Annotated in this window: 21 protein-coding genes; 16 read left to right on the forward strand and 5 right to left on the reverse strand. The window is 61.9% G+C overall.

Annotated elements, in window-relative coordinates; translation table 11 throughout:
* The first annotated feature begins 5 nt into the window (after positions 1–5).
* From ACMGF5_RS10240 to ACMGF5_RS10290, 11 genes are all read left to right on the forward strand, one after another.
* Complete coding sequence (locus ACMGF5_RS10240) at positions 6–1,094, forward strand: efflux RND transporter periplasmic adaptor subunit (RefSeq protein WP_115273328.1); 1,089 nt, start codon at positions 6–8, stop codon at positions 1,092–1,094.
* Positions 1,091–2,158 (forward strand): efflux RND transporter periplasmic adaptor subunit, encoded by a 1,068-nt coding sequence (locus ACMGF5_RS10245; RefSeq protein WP_414157763.1) that lies wholly within the window; start codon positions 1,091–1,093, stop codon positions 2,156–2,158. The genes ACMGF5_RS10240 and ACMGF5_RS10245 overlap by 4 nt, the downstream gene beginning before the upstream one ends.
* Complete coding sequence (locus ACMGF5_RS10250) at positions 2,155–5,211, forward strand: efflux RND transporter permease subunit (protein WP_404601491.1); 3,057 nt, start codon at positions 2,155–2,157, stop codon at positions 5,209–5,211. Before ACMGF5_RS10245 ends, ACMGF5_RS10250 begins: the two co-directional genes overlap by 4 nt.
* A 185-nt stretch (positions 5,212–5,396) precedes the next feature.
* A complete protein-coding gene (gene oscA, locus ACMGF5_RS10255; protein WP_119688096.1) occupies positions 5,397–5,579 on the forward strand; it encodes a sulfur starvation response protein OscA in 183 nt (60 codons plus the stop codon).
* A 48-nt stretch (positions 5,580–5,627) separates the two neighbouring features.
* Positions 5,628–6,635: a sulfate ABC transporter substrate-binding protein gene (locus ACMGF5_RS10260; RefSeq protein ID WP_119688097.1), complete on the forward strand. Its 1,008-nt coding sequence runs from the start codon at positions 5,628–5,630 to the stop codon at positions 6,633–6,635.
* Between the two features lie 170 nt (positions 6,636–6,805).
* Positions 6,806–7,624, forward strand: coding sequence for a sulfate ABC transporter permease subunit CysT (cysT, locus tag ACMGF5_RS10265; RefSeq protein ID WP_161871732.1), 819 nt, complete (start codon positions 6,806–6,808; stop codon positions 7,622–7,624).
* Positions 7,625–7,635: 11 nt separating this feature from the next.
* Entirely contained in the window at positions 7,636–8,508 is an 873-nt protein-coding gene (gene cysW, locus ACMGF5_RS10270; RefSeq protein WP_237859766.1) for a sulfate ABC transporter permease subunit CysW, read from the forward strand.
* 3 nt (positions 8,509–8,511) lie between these two features.
* Positions 8,512–9,501 (forward strand): sulfate/molybdate ABC transporter ATP-binding protein, encoded by a 990-nt coding sequence (locus tag ACMGF5_RS10275; protein WP_204919377.1) that lies wholly within the window; start codon positions 8,512–8,514, stop codon positions 9,499–9,501.
* A gap of 302 nt (positions 9,502–9,803) precedes the next feature.
* Positions 9,804–10,385 (forward strand): alpha/beta hydrolase, encoded by a 582-nt coding sequence (locus ACMGF5_RS10280; RefSeq protein WP_414157764.1) that lies wholly within the window; start codon positions 9,804–9,806, stop codon positions 10,383–10,385.
* A 63-nt stretch (positions 10,386–10,448) separates the two neighbouring features.
* A complete protein-coding gene (locus ACMGF5_RS10285) occupies positions 10,449–11,279 on the forward strand; it encodes a sigma 54-interacting transcriptional regulator (RefSeq protein ID WP_115273334.1) in 831 nt (276 codons plus the stop codon).
* 176 nt (positions 11,280–11,455) lie between these two features.
* Positions 11,456–12,241 (forward strand): MetQ/NlpA family ABC transporter substrate-binding protein, encoded by a 786-nt coding sequence (locus ACMGF5_RS10290; protein ID WP_046786990.1) that lies wholly within the window; start codon positions 11,456–11,458, stop codon positions 12,239–12,241.
* Positions 12,242–12,475: 234 nt separating this feature from the next.
* On the opposite strand, the gene ACMGF5_RS10295 is transcribed toward ACMGF5_RS10290, so the two are convergent.
* On the reverse strand, positions 12,476–14,839 hold the full coding sequence (locus ACMGF5_RS10295) for a penicillin acylase family protein (RefSeq protein WP_414157765.1): 2,364 nt from the start codon (positions 14,837–14,839) through the stop codon (positions 12,476–12,478).
* A gap of 86 nt (positions 14,840–14,925) precedes the next feature.
* Between ACMGF5_RS10295 and ACMGF5_RS10300 the strand changes: the two genes are divergently transcribed.
* A complete protein-coding gene (locus ACMGF5_RS10300; RefSeq protein WP_119688101.1) occupies positions 14,926–15,492 on the forward strand; it encodes a sugar O-acetyltransferase in 567 nt (188 codons plus the stop codon).
* On the opposite strand, the gene ACMGF5_RS10305 is transcribed toward ACMGF5_RS10300, so the two are convergent.
* Complete coding sequence (locus tag ACMGF5_RS10305; protein ID WP_237859770.1) at positions 15,471–16,040, reverse strand: DUF6436 domain-containing protein; 570 nt, start codon at positions 16,038–16,040, stop codon at positions 15,471–15,473. The genes ACMGF5_RS10300 and ACMGF5_RS10305 overlap by 22 nt on opposite strands.
* Before the next feature lie 120 nt (positions 16,041–16,160).
* Between ACMGF5_RS10305 and ACMGF5_RS10310 the strand changes: the two genes are divergently transcribed.
* A complete protein-coding gene (locus ACMGF5_RS10310) occupies positions 16,161–17,087 on the forward strand; it encodes an alpha/beta hydrolase (protein ID WP_046786994.1) in 927 nt (308 codons plus the stop codon).
* Here ACMGF5_RS10310 and ACMGF5_RS10315 read toward each other — a convergent pair whose 3' ends face one another.
* A complete protein-coding gene (locus tag ACMGF5_RS10315; RefSeq protein ID WP_414156263.1) occupies positions 17,088–17,840 on the reverse strand; it encodes a DUF2059 domain-containing protein in 753 nt (250 codons plus the stop codon). It lies immediately after the preceding gene.
* A 113-nt stretch (positions 17,841–17,953) separates the two neighbouring features.
* Here ACMGF5_RS10315 and ACMGF5_RS10320 point away from each other — a divergent pair, with 113 nt between their 5' ends.
* Both ACMGF5_RS10320 and ACMGF5_RS10325 read left to right on the forward strand, forming a co-directional pair.
* Complete coding sequence (locus tag ACMGF5_RS10320; protein ID WP_046787080.1) at positions 17,954–18,586, forward strand: 2OG-Fe(II) oxygenase; 633 nt, start codon at positions 17,954–17,956, stop codon at positions 18,584–18,586.
* Positions 18,573–19,076: a DUF523 domain-containing protein gene (locus ACMGF5_RS10325; protein WP_046786996.1), complete on the forward strand. Its 504-nt coding sequence runs from the start codon at positions 18,573–18,575 to the stop codon at positions 19,074–19,076. The genes ACMGF5_RS10320 and ACMGF5_RS10325 overlap by 14 nt, the downstream gene beginning before the upstream one ends.
* Positions 19,077–19,135: 59 nt before the next feature.
* Here the strand turns inward: ACMGF5_RS10325 and ACMGF5_RS10330 are convergent, their stop codons facing one another.
* Positions 19,136–19,624 (reverse strand): substrate-binding periplasmic protein, encoded by a 489-nt coding sequence (locus ACMGF5_RS10330; protein ID WP_046786997.1) that lies wholly within the window; start codon positions 19,622–19,624, stop codon positions 19,136–19,138.
* A 197-nt stretch (positions 19,625–19,821) separates the two neighbouring features.
* Between ACMGF5_RS10330 and ACMGF5_RS10335 the strand changes: the two genes are divergently transcribed.
* Entirely contained in the window at positions 19,822–20,298 is a 477-nt protein-coding gene (locus ACMGF5_RS10335; RefSeq protein WP_046786998.1) for a DUF4399 domain-containing protein, read from the forward strand.
* Between the two features lie 128 nt (positions 20,299–20,426).
* On the opposite strand, the gene serA is transcribed toward ACMGF5_RS10335, so the two are convergent.
* A complete protein-coding gene (gene serA, locus ACMGF5_RS10340) occupies positions 20,427–21,656 on the reverse strand; it encodes a phosphoglycerate dehydrogenase (protein WP_039602651.1) in 1,230 nt (409 codons plus the stop codon).
* Between the last annotated feature and the right edge of the window lie 38 nt (positions 21,657–21,694).

Consider the following 21,694-nt stretch of genomic DNA (forward strand, 5'->3'; position numbering starts at 1 on the left):
CCTGCATGAGGGTGACGCGTTCACTGTTGGTCGTAGGCTTGGGGCTGCTTGGCCTGCTCACAGGTTGCAGCAAGGAAGAGGCTCCCGAGGTTTTGCCACGGGTCGGTGTATTGCAAGTCCAACCCACTGACTTCGCCGCCAGGGTCACCTTGACCGGTGATGTTCAGGCGCGCGTGCAGACTGATCTATCGTTTCGGGTGGGTGGCAAGATCATCTCGCGCAGCGTTGACGTGGGCGACCACGTGAAGGCCAATCAGGTGCTGGCCCGGCTGGACCCCAAAGACCTGCAGAACAATGTCGATTCGGCCAAGGCCGAGGTGTTCGCCGCTCAGGCGCGCGTCACCCAGACCAGCGCGGCCTTCGTCCGCCAGCAAAAACTCTTGCCCAAGGGGTACACCAGCCAGAGCGAATACGACTCGGCCGAAGCATCGCTGCGCAGCAACCAGAGCGCGCTCAAGGCAGCCCAGGCGCAACTGGCCAATGCCCAAGAGCAACTGGGCTACACCGCATTGGTGTCGGAGGCTGATGGGGTGATCACCGAGCGCCAGGCCGAGGTCGGTCAAGTGGTCCAGGCGACCATGCCGATCTTCAGCCTTGCGCGCGATGGCGACCGCGATGCGGTGTTCAATGTCTACGAGTCCCTGCTGGTGGCGCCGCCGAGCGATGCCGGGGTGATGGTCAGCCTGCTCGACGACCCCAAGGTCCAGGCCCAAGGCTTTGTCCGTGAAATCACCCCGACCGTATCGGCCCAGAGCGGCACGGTGCAGGTCAAGGTGGCCCTGCGCAATGTGCCAGCGGCCATGCGCCTGGGTTCGCCTGTTACTGCCACGGCCAACGCGCAAGGGCGGCCGAGCATCGAGTTGCCTTGGGCGGCACTGACCAAGGCCTTGCATGAGCCTGCGGTGTGGGTGGTGGGTGAAGGCGACAAGGTTGAGCTGCGCAAAGTCCAGGTAACCCGCTATCTCACCGGCAAGGTGGTCATCGCCCAAGGCATAAAAGGCGGTGAGACGGTAGTCGTCAGCGGTGGCCAGTTGTTGCATCCCGGTATGCAGGTCGAGAAGGTCGATGCCAAGGACGGAGGCGCCGCGCCATGAACAAGGTACTGTTGATGTGTGCGGCAGGCTTGCTGTTGACGGCCTGTGGCAGTGAGGAAGAACAACCCGAAGCCGTGCGCCCGGTGCTGTCAACCGTGGTCGAAGCCCAGGCGCAGTCGCAGCTTGGCCGCTTCGCCGGTACCATCCAGGCGCGCTATGAAAGCACGCTGGGTTTCCGGGTGGCCGGGCGCATTGCCCGGCGCTGGCTGGATGTCGGGGCCCAGGTGAAGCCGGGTGACACGCTCGCCACCCTTGATCCCACCGACCAGCAGAACCAGCTGCGCGCTGCCGAGGGTGACCTGGCCAGGGTCCAGGCGCAATGGATCAACGCCCAGGCCAATGCCCGCCGGCAACAACAGTTGTATGACCGTGGCGTCGGCGCCCAGGCCCAGTTGGACATTGCCCAGACCGACCTGAAAACCACCGGCGCGAGCCTGGAGCAAGCGCGCTCGGCGGTCAGCCAAGCGCGTGACCAGCTCGATTACAGTACCTTGCGCAGCGACCATGCGGCGGTGATCACGGCCTGGCAGGCAGAGGCCGGGCAGACGGTCACCGCCGGTCAGGCGGTGGTCACGCTGGCCCGACCTGACATCAAGGAAGCCGTGATCGACCTCCCCATCACCATCGCCGAACAGCTGACCAAGGACCTGACGTTCACGGTTGCCTCGCAACTGGACAACAGCATCAATACCACCGCCATACTGCGTGAACTGGAGCCCCAGGCCGATGCCGCCACGCGCACCCGGCGTGCCCGCCTGACCCTTGCCAGTACCCCCGATGCCTTCCACCTGGGTACCGCGATCAGTGTCACCCTGACCTCGGCAATCACCCCGCGCAGCGAATTGCCGCTGAGCGCGCTGCTCGAGCGCGATGGCAAGACCCAGGTATGGGTCATCGATCCGGAGCAAAAAACCGTCGCTACCCGTGACGTTGCCCTGCTGGACCGCACCGGCGACAGTATCGTGCTGGCGTCTGGAGTGCAGCCTGGGGAGCGGGTGGTCACTGCCGGTGTCAACAGCCTCAAGCCTGGCCAGAAGGTCACCTTCGACGAGGAAGCGCAATGAAAGGAAGCTTCAACCTGTCCGAATGGGCGTTGCGCCATCAGTCTTTCGTCTGGTACCTGATGTTCGTCGGCCTGCTGATGGGGATTTTTTCCTACTTCAACCTTGGCCGCGAAGAAGACCCTTCGTTCACCATCAAAACCATGGTGATCCAGACCCGCTGGCCTGGGGCGACCCAGGACGAAACCCTGTACCAGGTCACCGACCGCATCGAGAAAAAACTCGAGGAGCTGGACTCCCTCGACTACACCAAGAGCTACACCCGCCCGGGTGAGTCCACCGTCTACGTCTACCTGCGAGACACCACCAAAGCTGCTGACATCCCGCAAATCTGGTACCAGGTGCGCAAGAAGATCCAGGATATTCGCGGCGAGTTCCCACAGGGTATCCAGGGGCCAGGGTTCAATGACGAGTTCGGCGATGTGTTCGGCTCGATCTACGCGTTCACCGCAGATGGGCTGACCCTGCGCCAGCTGCGCGATTACGTGGAGCAGGCCCGCGCCGAGGTGCGCGAAGTCCCCAATATCGGCAAGATCGAGCTGGTCGGCACCCAGGATGAGGTGCTCTACCTGAAGTTTTCCACGCGCAAGCTGGCCGCTCTGGGCATCGACCAGCGTCAGGTCATGCAAGCCCTGCAGCAACAGAACGCGGTAACTCCGGCCGGGGTGATCGAAGCAGGCCCAGAGCGGATCTCGGTGCGCACCACCGGGCAATTCGCGTCAGAGAAAGACCTGCAGACCGTCAACCTGCGCATCAATGACCGTTTCTTCCGTCTGGCCGATATCGCCGATATCGAGCGCGGCTATGTCGACCCGCCGTCACCGATGTTCCGTTATAACGGCCAGACCGCCATTGGCCTGGCCATTGGCATGAAGGCTGGCGGTAACATCCAGGTGTTCGGCGCCGCCCTCAAGAAGAAGATGGACAGCATCGTCAACGACCTGCCGGTTGGCGTAGGCGTTCACACCGTGTCCGACCAGGCGGTGGTGGTCAAAGAGGCGGTAGGGGGCTTTACCAGCGCGCTGTTCGAGGCCGTGGTGATCGTGCTGGCAGTGAGTTTCGTCAGCCTTGGCGTGCGTGCAGGGCTGGTGGTGGCCTGCTCGATCCCGCTGGTGCTGGCCATGGTCTTCGTGTTCATGGAGTACAGCGGCATCACCATGCAGAGGATCTCACTCGGTGCACTGATCATCGCGCTGGGCCTGCTGGTGGATGATGCGATGATCACCGTCGAGGTCATGGTTACACGCCTTGAGATGGGCGAGAGCAAGGAACAGGCTGCGACCTTTGCCTATACCTCGACCGCGTTCCCCATGCTTACCGGCACCCTGGTGACCGTGGCCGGCTTCGTACCGATCGGCCTCAATGCTAGCTCCGCCGGTGAGTACACCTACACCCTGTTCGCGGTGATTGCCGTGGCACTGATCGTGTCCTGGGTGGTTGCGGTGTTCTTTGCGCCGGTGCTCGGTGTACATATTCTCAAGAGCGACAAGCTCAAGGGCCATGAGGCGGAGCCCGGCCGCGTGGGGCGGGCGTTCGAAGGTGGTTTGCTGTGGTGCATGCGGCACCGCTGGCTGACCATCATCGGCACCATCCTGCTGTTCGCCCTGTCGCTGTTCAGCATGCGCTTTGTGCAAAACCAGTTTTTCCCGTCTTCGGACCGTCCGGAAATCCTCGTCGACCTCAACCTGCCGCAGAACGCCTCGATCGAGGAGACGCGCAAGGTGGTCGATCGCCTGGAGGCGAAGATCAAGGACGACCCCGACATGGTGCGTTGGAGTACCTATATCGGCCAGGGCGCCATTCGATTCTACCTGCCGCTGGACCAGCAACTGCAGAACCCGTACTACGCCCAGTTGGTCATCGTCAGTAAAGGCTTCGAGGAGCGTGCGGGCATGATGGCGCGTCTACAGAAGCTGTTGCACGAAGAGTTCGTCGGCATCGGCACCAACGTGCAGTCGCTGGAAATGGGCCCGCCGGTAGGGCGGCCGATCCAGTATCGGGTCAGCGGCAAGGACATCGACCAAGTGCGAAAGCATGCGATCGACCTGGCCACGATGCTCAATACCAATGAACACATCGGCGAGATGATCTACGACTGGAACGAGCCGGGTAAGGTGCTGCGCATAGAAATCGCCCAGGACAAGGCGCGCCAGCTCGGGCTGTCGTCCGAGGACGTGGCCAATGTGATGAACAGCATCGTCAGCGGCGCGCCGGTCACCGAGGTCAACGACAACATCTACCTGGTGGACGTGATTGCCCGTGCCGTGGACAGCGAGAGGGGGTCACCAGACACCCTGCAGAACCTGCAGATCGTCACGCCCAGTGGCACCTCGATACCCTTGCTGGCATTCGCCACCGTGCGCTACGAGCTGGAGCAGCCGCTGGTATGGCGCCGCGACCGTAAACCTACTATCACCATCAAGGCGTCGGTCAACGGCGAGATCCAGCCTACCGACCTGGTCGCGCAGCTCAAGCCTAAGATCGACGAGTTCGCCAGCAAGTTGCCAGTCGGTTACGAGGTGGCCACAGGTGGTACGGTGGAGGAGAGCGGCAAGGCACAAGGGCCGATCGCCAAGGTCATCCCGCTGATGCTGTTCCTCATGGCGACGTTCCTGATGATCCAGCTGCACAGCGTGCAGAAGCTGTTCCTGGTGGTCAGCGTGGCGCCGCTGGGGTTGATCGGCGTGGTCGTGGCACTGGTGCCGACGGGCACGCCCATGGGCTTTGTGGCGATTCTCGGGATTCTCGCGCTGGCCGGCATCATCATTCGTAACTCGGTCATCCTGGTGACCCAGATCGATGAGTTCGAAGCCCAGGGCTATTCACCTTGGGATGCGGTGCTGGAGGCCACCAATCACCGCCGCAGGCCAATCTTGCTGACTGCCGCGGCGGCCAGTCTGGGCATGATCCCGATTGCCCGTGAGGTGTTCTGGGGGCCGATGGCCTACGCCATGATCGGCGGCATCATCAGTGCAACGCTGCTGACGCTGCTGTTCCTGCCGGCGCTGTATGTGGCCTGGTACAAGATCCGCGAGCCTCAGAAGCAATCCAGTTAGTCCTGCAGAAAGCTGGGGCCGCAGTGCGGCCCTTTAGCGAACTCAGCGAATAATAATTCTGGTTATATAAAAATTCTTAAACAGTATTTTTAAGAATATCAGCGCCTCTCTACTATTGCTCTCAAGCCAGGCGCATACCCCCTTCAAAAACCTCTGCCCGGCACCTCACTCACAGGAGAGCGAGCATGAGTGCATCTGTGCGCAGCATCGACGGTCAGGACGAAGCCACCATTTTGCGTGAGATCCAGAGCGCCTTGCGCGATCTGCGTTTCGGAGCGGTGGAGATTACCGTGCATAACGCTCAGGTCGTGCAGATTGAGCGTAAAGAGAAGTTCCGCCTGCAACAGCCCGGCAACAAACCCAGCTGATCACGCACCACACACAAAATTAGAAAAATGCCAATCGGGAGCTTCACCATGTCCATCCGCCGTTATGCACTCGCCGCGTTGGCCAGTGCTGTTTTTGCCGGTCCCGCCATCGCCAAGGACTACGAACTGCTGAACGTGTCCTACGACCCGACCCGTGAGCTGTATCAGCAATACAATGCTGAATTCATCAAGCACTGGCAGCAGTCTCACCCGGACGACAAGGTGAAGATCCAGCAGTCCCATGGCGGCTCGGGCAAACAGGGCCGCGCGGTGATCGACGGCTTGCGCGCCGACGTGGTGACCCTGGCCCTGGCGGGTGACATCGACGAGATAGCCAAGCTGGGCAAGACCTTGCCGGAGGACTGGCAGAAGCGCCTGCCGGACGCCAGCACCCCGTACACCTCGACCATCGTGTTTCTGGTGCGCAAGGGCAACCCGAAAGGTATCAAGGACTGGGGTGACCTGATCAAGAAGGACGTGTCGGTCATTACCCCCAACCCTAAAACTTCCGGCGGCGCTCGCTGGAACTTCCTCGCCGCTTGGGCCTACGGCCTGAAGCAAGGTGGCAGCGAAGCCAAAGCCAAGGAATACGTGCAGGAACTGTTCAAGCACGTGCCGGTTCTGGATACCGGTGCCCGTGGCTCGACCATCACGTTCGTCAACAACGGCCAGGGTGATGTTCTGCTGGCCTGGGAAAACGAAGCTTTCCTGGCGCTGAAGGAAGACGGCGGTACCGACAAGTTCGAAATCGTCGTGCCTTCGCTGTCGATCCTGGCCGAACCGCCTGTGGCGGTGGTCGACAAGAACGCTCAGAAGAAGGGTAATGAACAGATCGCCGAGGAGTACCTCAAGCACCTGTACAGCCCGGCTGGCCAGAGAATCGCTGCCGAAAACTTTTACCGCCCACGTGACGCGAAGGTCGCTGCCGAGTTCGGCAAGCAATTCCCGGAACTGGATCTTGTAACCATCGACAAGGATTTCGGTGGCTGGAAGGCAGCACAGCCCAAATTCTTCAATGATGGCGGGGTGTTCGACCAGATCTATCAGGCGCAGTAAACAGCCATGGAAAAGCGGGGCCGCCTTGCGGCCCTTTCGCGACACAAGGCCGCTCCTACAGGTAGAGCGTGGCCTGCGTCGCGTAAGGGCTGCGCAGCAGCCCCAGGATTCACAAGCCTGCACCCGCCTGGCACATCCGCCGGGCTTGGTGCGTTAAACCAGGGATCTTTATGTCACGTCGCATTTCCCCCGTCATACCCGGCTTCGGGCTGACACTGGGCTACACCTTGGTGTATCTCAGCCTGATCGTGCTGATACCGCTGGCCGCCATGTTCGTGCATGCCGCGCAGCTGACCTGGGAGCAGTTCTGGAACATCATCAGTGCGCCGCGTGTGATCGCCGCGCTCAAGCTGAGTTTCGGCACCGCCCTGTTCGCCGCCATCATCAATGGTGTTATCGGTACCCTGCTGGCTTGGGTGCTGGTGCGCTATACCTTCCCTGGGCGCAAGATCATCGATGCGATGATCGACCTGCCATTTGCTCTACCCACTGCCGTTGCGGGTATCGCCCTGACTGCGCTGTATGCCCCGGCAGGCTGGGTCGGTCAGTTCGCCACCGACCTGGGCTTCAAGATCGCCTACACCCCTCTGGGCATCACCCTGGCGCTGACCTTCGTCACCCTGCCGTTCGTGGTGCGTACCGTGCAACCGGTGCTGGCGGACATCCCGCGGGAAGTCGAAGAGGCTGCTGCCTGCCTGGGCGCGAAACCACTGCAGGTGTTCCGGCACGTGCTTGCACCGGCCCTGCTGCCTGCTTGGCTCACCGGATTTGCCCTGGCCTTTGCCCGTGGCGTGGGCGAGTACGGTTCGGTGATTTTCATTGCCGGCAACATGCCGATGAAGACCGAGATCCTGCCCTTGCTGATCATGGTCAAGCTCGACCAATACGACTACACCGGCGCGACTGCCATCGGCGTGTTGATGCTGGTGGTTTCCTTCATCCTGCTGCTGCTGATCAACCTGCTGCAGCGCCGCATCGAAACCCCTTGAAGGAGGCCGGCATGTCCAGTTCATCCCTGAGCACTACCGCCGCCGCCAATGCCGCACGTCGCGGCAGTGCCACGTCGCGGCGCATCCTGATCGGCCTTGGCTGGCTGGTGTTCGCACTGTTTCTGCTGCTGCCGCTGGTGATCGTGGTATCGCAGGCGCTGAAGAACGGTTTCGGTACCTTCTTCGAGGCGATCTTCGAGCCTGATGCCTTGTCGGCGCTGAAGCTGACGCTGCTCGCCGTCGTCATCTCGGTACCGCTGAACCTGGTATTCGGCGTCAGCGCCGCCTGGTGCGTGAGCAAGTATACCTTCCGTGGCAAGAGCATCCTGGTCACCCTGATCGACCTGCCGTTCTCGGTATCGCCGGTGATCGCCGGCCTTGTCTACGTGCTGATGTTCGGCGCCCAAGGCTTTTTCGGGCCTTGGCTGCAGGACCACGATATCCAGATCGTCTTCGCTTTGCCGGGCATCGTGCTGGCGACCATCTTCGTCACCGTACCCTTCGTTGCCCGTGAGCTGATCCCGCTGATGCAGGAGCAGGGTACCCAGGAAGAAGAGGCTGCGCGCCTGCTCGGTGCCAACGGCTGGCAGATGTTCTGGCACGTGACCCTGCCGAACATCAAGTGGGGCCTGATCTACGGTGTGGTGCTATGTACTGCGCGGGCCATGGGCGAGTTCGGTGCGGTATCGGTGGTCTCGGGCCATATCCGTGGCGTCACCAATACCTTGCCGCTGCATGTGGAGATCCTCTACAACGAGTACAACCACGTCGCGGCCTTCAGTGTGGCCAGCCTGTTGCTGATCTTGGCGCTCTTCATCCTGCTGCTCAAGCAGTGGAGCGAGAACCGTATTAACCGCCTGCGCCATAGCGCAGCGGAGGAATAAGTCATGTCGATCGAAGTTCGTAACGTCAGCAAGCGCTTCAACAGCTTCCAGGCCCTGGCCAACATCAACCTGGATATCCACAGCGGTGAGCTGGTGGCCCTGCTCGGCCCCTCTGGCTGTGGCAAGACCACCCTGCTGCGCATCATCGCCGGCCTGGAAACGCCGGATGACGGCAATATCGTGTTCCACGGCGAAGACGTATCCGGCCACGATGTACGCGATCGCAACGTTGGTTTCGTGTTCCAGCACTACGCGCTGTTCCGCCACATGAGCGTGTTCGACAACGTTGCCTTCGGCCTGCGCATGAAGCCCAAGGGCGAGCGCCCGAGCGAGAGCAAGATTGCCGAGAAGGTTCATGAACTGCTGAACATGGTGCAGCTGGACTGGCTGGCGGACCGCTACCCTGAACAGCTTTCCGGTGGCCAGCGCCAGCGTATCGCCCTGGCCCGCGCTTTGGCGGTGGAGCCCAAGGTGCTGCTGCTCGATGAGCCGTTCGGTGCCCTCGATGCCAAGGTGCGCAAGGAGTTGCGCCGCTGGCTGGCGCGTTTGCACGAGGACATCAACCTGACTTCGGTGTTCGTCACCCACGACCAGGAGGAGGCCATGGAAGTGGCCGATCGCATCGTGGTGATGAACAAGGGGGTGATCGAGCAGATCGGCTCCCCGGGGGAAGTGTATGAGAAGCCGGCCAACGACTTCGTCTACCACTTCCTCGGCGACTCCAACCGGCTGGCGTTGAGCGAGGGTCATCATGTGCTGTTCCGCCCGCACGAGGTGTCGTTGTCGCGCCATGAAACAGAAGGGCACCATGCCGCCGAGGTACGTGATATCCGCCCATTGGGCGCGACTACCCGGGTGACTTTGAAGGTGGAAGGGCAGAGCGAGCTGATCGAGGCCGAGGTGGTCAAGGATCACGACAGCCTGACCGGCCTGGCGCGAGGTGAGACGCTGTTCTTCAGGCCGAAGGTCTGGCAAAAGGTGGCGGATATCTGAGTTGCTATAGCGGGTGAAAAACCCGGGCAAGGTCCTGATGCCTGCCAGTTAAGCGATTCGGGGCCGCTTTGCGGCCCATCGCCGGCAAGCCAGCTCCCACTGGTACAGCGCAGACTCAAGAACTGCGCTGTACCAGTGGGAGCTGGCTTGCCGGCGATGGGCTGCGGAGCAGCCCCAATGCTAAACGGTTGGCAGGCTCGTTTTGATTTTTGGTTATTAGTAAATATCTTCTTATTCCTTTAAGGATATAAACCCTTCCCTATACTTGCCTCCAAGTACGCAAATTCACAGGAGGCTTCCCCATGCGCAATGAGTCCATTCGCTACCTGATTGTGCCGGGTTGGCAAGGCTCGCCAGACAATCATTGGCAGAGTCACTGGCAGCGCACCTTGCCCAACAGCGCGCGGGTAGAGCAGCACGACTGGCTCACCCCACAGCGCCAGGACTGGGTGCAGGCGTTGGAGCAGGCAATCGCTGCTGAACGCTCGCCGGCGATTCTCATTGCCCACAGCCTGGGCTGCATCACGGTCGCCCATTGGGCTGCCCAGGCCAACCCGGCCTTGCTGCGGCGCGTACGCGGCGCGCTGTTGGTTGCCCCGGCAGATGTCGAGCGGCCGACCTGCTCGCCCGCCCTGCGCAACTTCGCGCCAATGCCGTTGCAGGCCCTGCCATTTCCCAGCCAGGTGGTCAGCTCCGACAACGACCCTGCCGTGAGCGTGCCGCGCGCGCTGTACCTGGCTCAGGCTTGGGGCGCAGAAGCGGGGTTGCTGACCAATGCAGGGCATATCAACGTCAAATCCGGGCATGAACGCTGGGAGCAGGGGTTTGCCTACCTGTATCGCCTGCAAAGCCGTGTCGAACAGCGCGCGCTGCGCCGCGCCTGATCGCCACCACTGTTTATCGTTTGCCTGACGCCCGGCCCGCAGAGGTTTGGGCGGGAGTTAGTCATGACTTTTCAAAACCCGTTTGGCCAGCCGCTGCTGACCTTCCCTGAACTGGACAAGAGCCCACTTAGCATTCGTGCCAAGGCGCTGGTGTTCATCGACCCACGCTCGCAGCAGTTGCGCCAGGCGCTGGACCGCCTGGCACCGCAAGCCTTGCCGGTGCTGATCCGCGGTGAGACCGGTACCGGCAAGGAGTTGCTGGCACGGCAAATCCACCGGGCCAGTGACCGTGGTGGGCTGTTCGTCTCGGTAAACTGCGCGGCCATCAGCCATACCTACGCCGATGCTGAGCTGTTCGGCTACAGCGCCGGCACCCATGGAGGTACCGCCAGCAGCCGGGCGGGCTGGTTCGGATCGGCCAATGGCGGCACGTTGTACCTGGATGAAATCGCCGACTTGCCGTTGGCGATCCAGGGCAAGCTGCTGGCCGCGCTGGAAAACCGTGAAGTCATCCGCGTCGGCGCGCAGCTGCCGCAACCGGTGGACGTACGCCTGGTGGCTGCGACGAGCATTGACCTGGCCCGGGTGGTCAAAGCTGGCAGGTTCAATGAACGCTTGTACCAGTACTTGCGTGAGGGCTCGCTGGAGCTGCCTCCGTTGCGTGAGCGCTGCGGCGATATCCTGCCGTTGGCTGAGTATTTCGTAGGTATCTACTGCGCACGCCTGCAGCGCCCTGTGCCGTTAATCAGTGAAGCGGCCCAGCAGGTGCTCCAAGCCCACGCGTGGCCCGGCAATACCCGCGAACTGGAAAACATCATCCACTTCGCCCTGCTGGTGAATGATAGTGAAGAGATCCAGCCACAGGACCTCGACCTGCCGAATACCCCGCGCTAGACGTTGCTCATAAACAAAGTGGGTAATGGCAATTTGCTTTTGGAATAAGCAGCTAATTAAAAGGTATTGTTGCGGAATAAAAAATCTCGGTATCTTGCGCCTTACGCCCGCTGATGAAACGGTTGGGCATCTGACTTTGCCATCACCGATGGCCCAGAAACAAAACAAGGACCACCATGAAGAAGACCCTGCTGACCACTGCCCTGGCCGCTGCCCTGTCGTTCTCCGGCCTGGCTGCCGCCGCCGAGAAACTGGTGGTTGCCGCGACCCCTGTGCCCCATGCCGAAATTCTGGAGCTGATCAAGCCGACCTTGGCCAAGGAAGGCGTGGACCTGCAGATCAAGGTCTTCACTGACTACGTACAGCCCAACGTACAGGTAGATCAGAAGCGCCTGGACGCTAACTACTTCCAGACGCTGCCTTACCTGAAGAGCTTCAACGAAGGTAAAGGCACCCATTTGGAAACCGTGATCGGCGTGCACGTCGAACCGTTCGGTGGCTACTCGAAGAAGATCAAGAACCTGTCCGAACTGAAGGACGGCGCCACCGTTGCCATTCCTAACGAAGGCAGCAACAGTGGCCGCGCCCTGATCTTGCTGCAGAAGGCTGGCCTGATCACCCTGAAAGATCCAAAAAACGCCCTGGCCACTCCGAAAGACATTGCCGAGAACCCGAAGAACCTGAAGTTCAAGGAGCTTGAGTCGGCCATGCTGGCGCGTGTACTGGACCAGGTCGACCTGGACATGATCAACACCAACTACGCGCTGGAAGCTGGCCTGAACCCGGCCAAGGATGCGTTGGTGATCGAGGGTAGCGACTCGCCGTACGTGAACTTCCTGGTGGCCCGCCCGGACAACAAGAACAGCGAGGCTATGCAGAAGCTGGCCAAGGCCCTGACCAGCCCTGAGGTCAAGGAATTCATCGCCAAGAAGTACAGCGGTGCGGTGCTGCCGGCGTTCTGATTCGCCTGCTTGACCCTTATGAAAAACGCCGACGCATTCGCGTCGGCGTTTTTTTGGGGGGCACAACGCTCAGCGTTGGCTACCCAATGCCCGGCTCAATGCCAGCAGCCACAGCAGTTGTTCGTTGGAGTCAGTCGGGCAGGGGCTTTTCATCGTTATCGTCCTTGTAGTGTGATGGCCGTGCGGATCGCAGTCTGAAGCTGTTGGAGAAGCCGACCCGAAGAAAAGTTTCCATCACTCTGTGGGTACCAGACGCAAGGTAGTGTGGGCCGGTATCACCCCCATCTGGGCGCGCTGATACTGCCCCTCGATATAGCCTTCAGCCTGATCCGAATAGTGCCGATCGAACGGCACACCACTCTGCCCGACCGGGTTGCTGGTCAACGCCTGCCCAGCGTCGGCGAAGTCGATCAGCCTCCGTGTCGATGGCCCATACGTCACCGGCCACGGCGCAGGCCCGATTTTCGCCGACAGGTTGTTGGGCACCTCATGGGTACCCGGCGCGGCAAACGGGCCGACGTTGAACAGCAGGTTCATCGGCTTTTTAACACCCAGTGGATGGTTGTGCGTCAGGGTATGCGCCTTGCCCCATTGCCAGCTGGCCGGGTCTTTGCCAAAGGTTTCGCGCAGGTGCTCGAGGGTTTGCTGCCAGGCGATGCGCACGATGGCGGTGCGGTCGGTACGTTGGTTGGCGCCGCGCGTGTTCCACCACGGTGATTGCGCGTCCGCCGCCAAGCGGGGCAGGGCAGAGTCGATGGTGCGGGTACTGATGAGCACCGGGAACCAGGTATCGCCCAGCTCGTCATGCAGCGCGGCATGTGCCAACTGGTAGAGAAACTGGTTGAACAGTGTGGCGCTGGTCGAGTCCAGCGGGTGATCTCCGCGCCAGGCGGCCAGTTGCTCGACCAGCTCCTTTTCCTCATCGCCCTGGGCGATGTCGCGCAGGGTCGCAAGCAGGGGCGCCAGGGTGCGTGGGCCATAGTCGTTGGCGGTGTCCAGTTGCAGCGCCTGGCTGTTCTCGGTATCCCATTTCATTTGCGGGTTTGCCAGGTGGCGGTCCAGCTGGCGGCCCCGGTCCGGCAAGTTGTAGTAGCCCGGTATCGGTACCGCCGCTGGCGGCTGGTAGTTCGCTGAAACGATGTAACCGCTGGCCGGGTTTTCCTGCTGTGGGTTGACGCTGAAAGGGTAGAAACCCAGCTTGTCGGCCTGGTGGCTCGCGCCATCGAGGATGAACGACGGGTTGACGCCATCCGGGCGGATCGGCAGTTGCGCCGCAGCCCACCAACCAATATCGCCACCTGCACTGGCCCAGACGAAGTTGAGCCCTGGCGCCTGAACCTTGGCCGCCGCCTCGCGCATCTTGGCAAGGGAGTCGGCACGGTTGAGCTGATAGAAGCCTTCGAGGATCGGATTCTCGGTTTCCAGGAAGGCCCACCACATCGCGATTGGCGTCGTGCCGGCGGTCGCGCCCAGCACGTCGTTGACGATCGGCCCGTGGGGTGAGCGGCGCAGGCTGATGCTGACGGGCTGCTCGCCTTTGACGGCGATTTTCTGCTCAGTCTTTTCCAGTGTTCGCCATTGGCCCTCGACCATCACCTGATCGCTGTTGGCCGGGTTGGTCTTTTCCGCTATCAGGTCGACATCGTCGTTCTGGAACATGGTCAGGCTCCAGCCGAAGTCGCGATTGTGACCGAGCAGCGCGAACGGGTTCAGCGCCTGGAAGTAGCCGTACAGGTTGAACCCTGGCGCCGACAGCTCGGCCTCGTACCAGACGGCCGGCACCGCGAAGCTGATGTGCGGGTCGCCGGCCAGCAGCGGCTTGCCGCTGCGGGTACGGCCGCCGGCCACTGCCCAGGCATTGCTGCCTTCGAATTGGGGAATGCCGGCATCGCCAAGGGCTTGGTGGCTGAGGCGGGCGAGGGTTTCAAGGCCCTGCCAGTCCTGCGCCGCCAGCGGGGTCCCCAGCGCGCCTTCAGGTTGCCAGTCGAGGTCGAAAATCTTCAGGTACTGCGGCCCGAGCTGGTCGCGGATGTAGGTCAAGGCAGGCTCGGTGCGGAACGCGGCGGCAAAACTGTAGGCCAGGTAGCCGGCAATGCTCAGGGTATCTTCAGCGGTGAACGGCCTGGGCGTTATGCCTATAAGGTCAAACTCCATGGGTTTGGGGTGGCTCGCCTGCCAGGCGTTGATGCCATCGAGGTAGGCTTGCAAGGCCTTCCACGCGGGGGATTGATGGTCCAGGCGCTGAACCATCAGCGCCGCCTGATCACGGATGCGCAGGCTGCGGAACAGGGTATCGGTGGGCAGCAGCTTGTCGCCCAGCACCTCGGCCAGTTCACCGCGGGCCAGGCGGCGCATGATTTCCATCTGGAACAATCGGTCCTGGGCATGCACGTAGCCGAGGGCGCGGTACAAGTCTGCTTCGTTCTGCGCCTGCAGGTGCGGCACGCCGCGGGTGTCATAGCGCACACTGACCGGAGCCTGCAGGCCGGCTACCGCTACCTCGCCGTCACGCTGCGGCAGTTTGCCGTGCACGTACCAGTAACCGGCACCGGCGGCCACGGCCACTACCACGGCCAAAAGGGTCAGGCTGCGCTTCATTGAAGCTCCTTGTGCATTCGAGCGGGAATTGTGGTCCGATCTTCGGCGGATTCGCGCAAAGAGCATAGCCCTCGACAGGAGTTTCCATGTCCCTCAGCGAAAAACAGAAAATGCTCAGCGGCCAGCCCTACCACGCCGGCTGCCCCGAACTACAGGCTGAGCAAATCGCCAGCAAGCACTGGATGCAGCGCTACAACACCAGCTTCGAGTTGCTTAACGAAGCCCGCAACGGCCTGCTTGCCGAGCACTTCGGCCATGTGGGCGAAGGCACGGTCATCCGCCCGCCGTTCTATTGCGACTACGGCTACAACATCAGTGTCGGCCGCAATACCTTCATGAATTTCAACTGCGTGATCCTGGACGTGCTGCCGGTACGTATCGGCGATGATTGCCAGATTGGGCCGGCGGTGCAGATCTACACCGCCGATCACCCGCTCGACCCTGAACTGCGGCGTACCGGGCTGGAGAGCGGACGGCCGGTGACCATCGGCAACAATGTGTGGATCGGTGGTGCGGCAATCATCCTGCCTGGGGTGACCATTGGCGATAACGCAGTGGTTGGTGCGGGCAGTGTGGTGACCCGCGATGTGCCGGCAGGCGCGGTGGTGGTCGGTAACCCGGCGCGCGTGCGTCAGCCGGCCCAAGGGCAATAGCAGCCGACGGCCAGCGTGTTCGATGCGGTGACGTGGCGGCCATCGAACAGGGCCTTGAGGATCGGCTCGATGAAGCTGTTGCTGGCGTTGCACACCGCGCCTTCGCTGTAGGGGCCGAAGTACGCGAGGTTGCCTTGGCGGTCCCAGATCGCTACGGCCGGAGAGGCGGGCAGGTTTTCGCTGCCCGGCAGGTGGGTGATGGGTTGCAGGCGGGTGAGGCTTGCCGGCAGCTGGCCATGGCTGCCCGGCTTTTGCACGACGTGGAAGGCCACGCCCTTGTCTGCGAAATGGCTGACCAGGTCACCCAGGTGCTGCTGGTTGCCGACATTGCACGGGCAGGTCGGGTCCCAGAAGTGCACTACGCGAACCGGGCCGGGGCCGGCGAGCTCTGCGGGCAGGCGCAGCTGGCTGCCGTCGAACAGCGTGGTCTGGCTTTCGAACGGGCGCAGGTAGCGGGACTGAAAGCTGTCGTATGCCCACCAGAGCACGGCGGCGCATGACAGCAGCGCAATGGCTGAAAGTATCGGCTTGATCGTTCGAGTTTTCATGGCCCATCCGCAGCCCTTGGAGGAGCGGTCTTGTTGATTGAAAAAGTGGCCAAGCTTGCCACGGCGCAGCCAAGAGCTGAATATCCCGGATCAATACTCGCTTCGCTGTGGATGTACCCGATGCCTGCCGCTTTTCACCCCGACCGCCTGCGCGCCAGCCTCGCGCCCCTTGGCAAACGCCAACCCTTGTCCGTTCAGGCGCAGGATTATCAGCGTTTCTACGGCCTGAACCTACCGGCGCAGAGCTGGCTGGGCGGTTTTCAGGCAGCGGGTTTCGAGCTGGTGGGGCAGGTCTGGCTACCTTCGCAGCCCGTGGCGACAGTGTTTGTGCTGCATGGTTATTACGACCACATGGGCCTCTACCGCCACGTGATCGAATGGGCACTGAAACAGGGTTATGCAGTGATCAGCTGCGACCTGCCTGGCCATGGCCTGTCCAGTGGCGAGCGCGCCAGCATCACTGATTTCGCACTCTATCAGCAGGTGCTCGATGCCCTGTTCGAGCAGGCGCGCGGCCTTGCTTTACCGCACCCGTGGCACCTGTGCGGGCAAAGCACTGGCGGTGCCATCGCCGTCGATCATCTGTTGCATCAGGGGGTACAGAGCCCGGTTGATGGCCAGGTGATCCTGCTTGCGCCGCTCGTGCGCCCACGCGCCTGGCTGTGGTCGAAACTCAGTTATCGAGTGTTGCGCCACTTCGTCAATGGCATTGAGCGGCGCTTCAGCGAAAACAGCAACGACCCGACGTTCTTGCCGTTTCTGGAGGCCGACCCGCTGCAGCCTCGGCGCCTGCCGACAGCCTGGGTCGGCGCGCTGATGGCCTGGGTCAAGCGGATCGAGGCCGCGCCGTGCAGCCCGCGGCGGCCGTTGATCGTCCAGGGGCAGGCCGATGGCACAGTGGACTGGCCCTACAACCTCGAAGTGCTCAAGGCCAAGTTTGCTGAGCCACAGATCCTGCTGCTGCCCGAAGCCCGTCACCACTTGGCCAATGAACTGCCGGGAATCCGCCAGCGCTATTTCGACTTCATCGACCAGCGCTTGGGCTGACTACTTGAGGTTCGCGCCGTTCTGGCCGACTGCCAGGCCGGCGCGCACGGCTGCCACGGCGGCCTGGTAGTACGCTTTGCCTTGGGGGGACTCGGCGAAGGTGGCGAACTCTTCCAGCTCGGCGTCGGACAGGTCGCGGTAGACGTAAAGCAACGTATTGTTGAGGTCTTCGCCAATCTGGTTCATCAGCCGCTGGCGCTGGCCATCGAGCAGGCCCTGGGCCTGGCCACCGCCGAACAGGCCGGGGATCATCGAGCTAAGGCTGTCGGCCGCCACACCGGCTATCGCCAGGCTAACCTCGGCACCGGCTTCGCGGGCCGGAAGGGCCTGAGCCAGGTGCCCGATGATCAGCAGACGGTTGTCGCTGGCCTGAATTTTCGGCAAGCCCTTGGCGTGCTTGGCCAACTGGTCCTTGCGCGTGGCCAGCAGTTCGGCTGCGACGATCTTGCGCCCCAGCGGTGACTGGAAAAAGGCCAGCGCCGGTGCAGGGTCGGGCAGGGCGCTGCGCAATTGCGCCTGGGCACGGCGGTCCATGGCCTCGGCCTGGAAGCGCTGATTGCTGTTACTGACCAGCGCCTGGTAAACCGCAGGCGGCAGGCTGTTGCGATAGCGCTGCTGGGCAGCGCTCACGGCATCATTGAAATGGGCGCGCTGGTCGGGCCAGCCGGCGGCCTTGTACAGTTGATCGAGGCTGTCTGCCCAGACCGGCATGGTGCAGATCATCAGCAGAATCAGGGAAAACAGACGGCGCATTCAGGACTCCTGTCGGCAGGTGGCTATTGTCCTTGGCTCGGCGCCGGTTTGTCGAGATAGCGGAGTGTTTCTCGGCCAAGTGGCGCTGTGCGAGTGCAGGGCTAATGGATATGATGCGCGCCATGCATATCTCCCCTGAACACCCGATGCTTGCGGCCGTCGTTGACGATCTGGCCACCCATGGCTGGTCGCAGCAGGCCCTTTTCCTGCCGGCTGAGCTGGTGCGTGCGCTTGCGGCCGAGTGTCGGCGCCGTGATGCCGAAGGCCAGCTCAACCCTGCCGGGGTGGGGCGCGGTGTGGCCCAGGAGGTGCGCGAGGCGATCCGTGGCGACCAGATCCAGTGGATCGACCCGGGGCAGGCCGAGGCTTGCGACAAATACCTGGAAGCCATGGACCAGCTGCGCCTGGCCATCAACCAGGGCCTGTTCCTGGGCCTTGAAGACTTCGAGTGTCACTTCGCCCTGTACCCGGCAGGTGCGTTCTACCGTCGCCACCTGGACCGTTTTCGCGACGACGACCGGCGCATGGTCTCGGCTGTGCTCTACCTCAACGAAGACTGGCAGCCGCAGGATGGTGGCCAGTTGCGCATGTTCCTGGCTGACGCTGTCGAGCATGACGTGCAGCCCGTGGCCGGCTGCCTGGTGGTGTTTCTGTCGGGTGAAGTGCCTCACGAAGTCTTGCCTGCGGGGCGTGAGCGGCTTTCGTTGACGGGTTGGTTCCGGCGCCGTGGCAATGACCCGTTCTGACCCGCCCAAGGTACTGGTCAGCGCCTGCCTGCTGGGGCAGCCGGTGCGTTATGACGGGCGGGCCAGCGGCCATCCTGATCTGTTGCAGCGCTGGCAGGCTGAAGGGCGTGTGGTGCCGTTGTGCCCGGAGGTGGCCGGTGGCCTGCCCACACCGCGCCCGCCCGCGGAGATCCCGGGCGGGCAGGGTGGCGATGTGCTCGATGGGGCAGCGCAGGTGCTGACGGTGAAGGGCGAGGACGTAAGCGCGGCCTTTCTTGCCGGTGCGCACCAGGCGCTGGCACTGGTGCGTCGGCATGGCATCCGGGTCGCGGTGCTCAAGGCGGGCAGCCCTTCGTGTGGCAACCGCTTGACCTACGATGGCACGTTCGCAGGGGTGAAGGTGCCGGGGCAAGGGGTTACCACTGCACTGTTGCAGCGGGAGGGGGTACTGGTGTTCAGTGAGCTGGAGCTGGAAGAGGCCCAGCGAGCGCTGGCTGGGCTGTCAGCGTAGTCTGGTGCTGGCCTTTCGCGGGGTTAGCCGCGTAAAGGCTGGTGCAGGCAATAAATGACTCACTGCCCGGTAGCCGTCTCCGGCACACCTTTGAACCACTTCTGCTCAAGCTCCGCTGTACGGCCGCTGTCCTTGAGGCGCTGCAGCGCGTTGTTCACCGCGCTCTCGAACGCCGGATTGTCTTTCTGGAACGGGATGACCAGTTTCCTCTCGCCAAAAGGCTGGCTCAGATCAAACGGCGTATCGGCCTTGGGAGCATTGTCCGATGGGGTCAGGGTGATGTCGTATTTGCCACTTTCAACACCCGGCAGTATCTCGGCCACAGGCGTTTCAATGAACTCGACACGCAGGTCCAGTTGTTTGGCCAGCTCTTGGCCGAATTCGATTTCAAAGCCCGTCAGATGCTCGTTTTCCTTGAAGGCATACGGCGAGTTGTCGGCCTGTACGGCAATGCGCAGTTCGCCCCGGTCGGCGATTTCGTCTATCAGCTCGGCTTGAGCCAATGGCGTGATCAGTACTGCCAGCAGTACACCCATGGTCGAACGCATCTAATGCCCCTTTTCTTTGGCAAATGAATAACTGTCGCCACGACTTTCTTCCTCGTCGTGGTCGAGCGCAGCCTATGACCTTGAAGCCTTGGCGATGTTTAACCCTAACTGAATTTTTTCTCTTTGTGGGCTATGGTGAGCTTCCGCTGCCGTTCGTTTGCAGGTGGCGGTCAATGAGTGAATCACAGGAGAAGTGAATGAACAGCCTATTTTCGCGTGCTGCCGTAGCCGGTCTGCTGATGGGGGCCTCGGTACTGGCCAGCGCTGCGGATGCGCTGAAGAGCCAGGAGCCGCCCAAGGATGCCAAGGTCTTCATCGTTTCCCCCGCCGATGGCGCAACGGTCGACAAGACCTTTACCGTCAAGTTTGGCATCGAAGGCATGGGGCTCAAGCCTGCGGGTGACCAGACCCCGCACACGGGCCACCACCACCTGCTGGTAGATGTGGACAAGGAGCCTGCAGCCGATCAGCCACTGCCGACCAGCCTGATGCCGGAAGGCGGCGCGGCGTTGCCAGCCGGCCCGCAGGTGCTGCACTTCGGCAAGGCCCAGACCGAAACCACTCTTACCCTGACGCCGGGCAAGCATACCCTGCAGCTGGTACTGGGTGACCAGTATCACGTGCCGTTCAAGCCAAGCGTTGAGTCGAAGAAGATCACGGTTGAAGTGAAGTAAGCCGAGCCATCACGCAGCCCTTAAGCTGGCAAGTCGATCCCCACTCGCATCGTTGTGTGAGCTGGCTTGTTGGCGAAACAAAAAAGGGAGGCCACCAAGGCCTCCCTTTTTTCATACCGCAATCAAGCTCAGAACAGTACGCGCGAGCGGATGGTGCCCTTGACGTGCTGCAGCTTCTCTTGCGCAAGGTCCGAGTACTCGGCGTCAACGTCGATTACCACGTAACCCACTTTCTCGTTGGTCTGCAGGAACTGACCGGAGATGTTGATACCGTTCTCGGCAAAGACTTTGTTGATCTCGCTGAGCACGCCCGGAATGTTTTCGTGGATGTGCAGCAGGCGGTGCTTGCCCGGGTGTGCCGGCAGGGCGACTTCAGGGAAGTTGACCGACGATACCGAGGTGCCGTTGTCGCTGTACTTGACCAGTTTCTCGGCCACTTCCAGGCCGATGTTGGCCTGGGCCTCGGCGGTGGAGCCGCCGATGTGCGGGGTCAGGATCACGTTGTCCAGGCCGCGCAGCGGGCTTTCGAACTCTTCGTCGTTGGAGCGTGGCTCGACCGGGAACACGTCGATGGCGGCGCCGATCAGGTGCTTGTCCTTGATGGCTGCGGCCAGGTGGTCCAGTTCTACCACGGTGCCACGGGCGGCGTTGATCAGGATCGAGCCCTTCTTCATCGCGCGGATTTCTTTCTCACCGATCATCCACTGGGTGGATGGCAGCTCAGGCACATGCAGCGAGACGATGTCGGCCAGGCCCAGCAGTTCGTGCAGGCTGGTGACTTGTACGGCGTTGCCCAGCGGCAGCTTGGTCAGCGGGTCGTAGAAGTAGACCTGCATGCCCAGGCTCTCGGCCAGTACCGACAGCTGGGTACCGATCGAGCCATAGCCGACGATGCCCAGCTTCTTGCCGCGGATTTCGAACGAGTTGGCCGCGCTCTTGATCCAGCCGCCACGGTGGCAGGAGGCGTTTTTCTCGGGGATGCCGCGCAACAGCAGGATGGCTTCGGCCAGTACCAGTTCCGCCACCGAACGGGTGTTGGAGTATGGCGCGTTGAACACGGCAATGCCGCGCTCGCGTGCAGCGTCCAGGTCGACCTGGTTGGTGCCGATGCAGAAGCAACCGACGGCGACCAGTTTCTTGGCACAGTCGAAGATCTCTTCGGTCAGCTGGGTACGCGAACGGATGCCGATGAAGTGGGCATCAGCGATCTTTTCCTTGAGTTCTGCTTCCGGCAGCGAGCCAGTGAGGTACTCGATGTTGGTGTACCCGGCGGCCTTGAGGGTATCCACCGCGTTCTGGTGCACACCTTCAAGAAGAAGGAACCTGATCTTGCTCTTGTCGAGAGAAGTCTTGCTCATCTGCGTAAACCTGTATCCCGGAGAAAAAATGGCGAGAA

Origin of the sequence: Pseudomonas sp. BNK-15 (assembly GCF_047456105.1) — a bacterium.
Lineage (GTDB): Bacteria > Pseudomonadota > Gammaproteobacteria > Pseudomonadales > Pseudomonadaceae > Aquipseudomonas > Aquipseudomonas putida_E.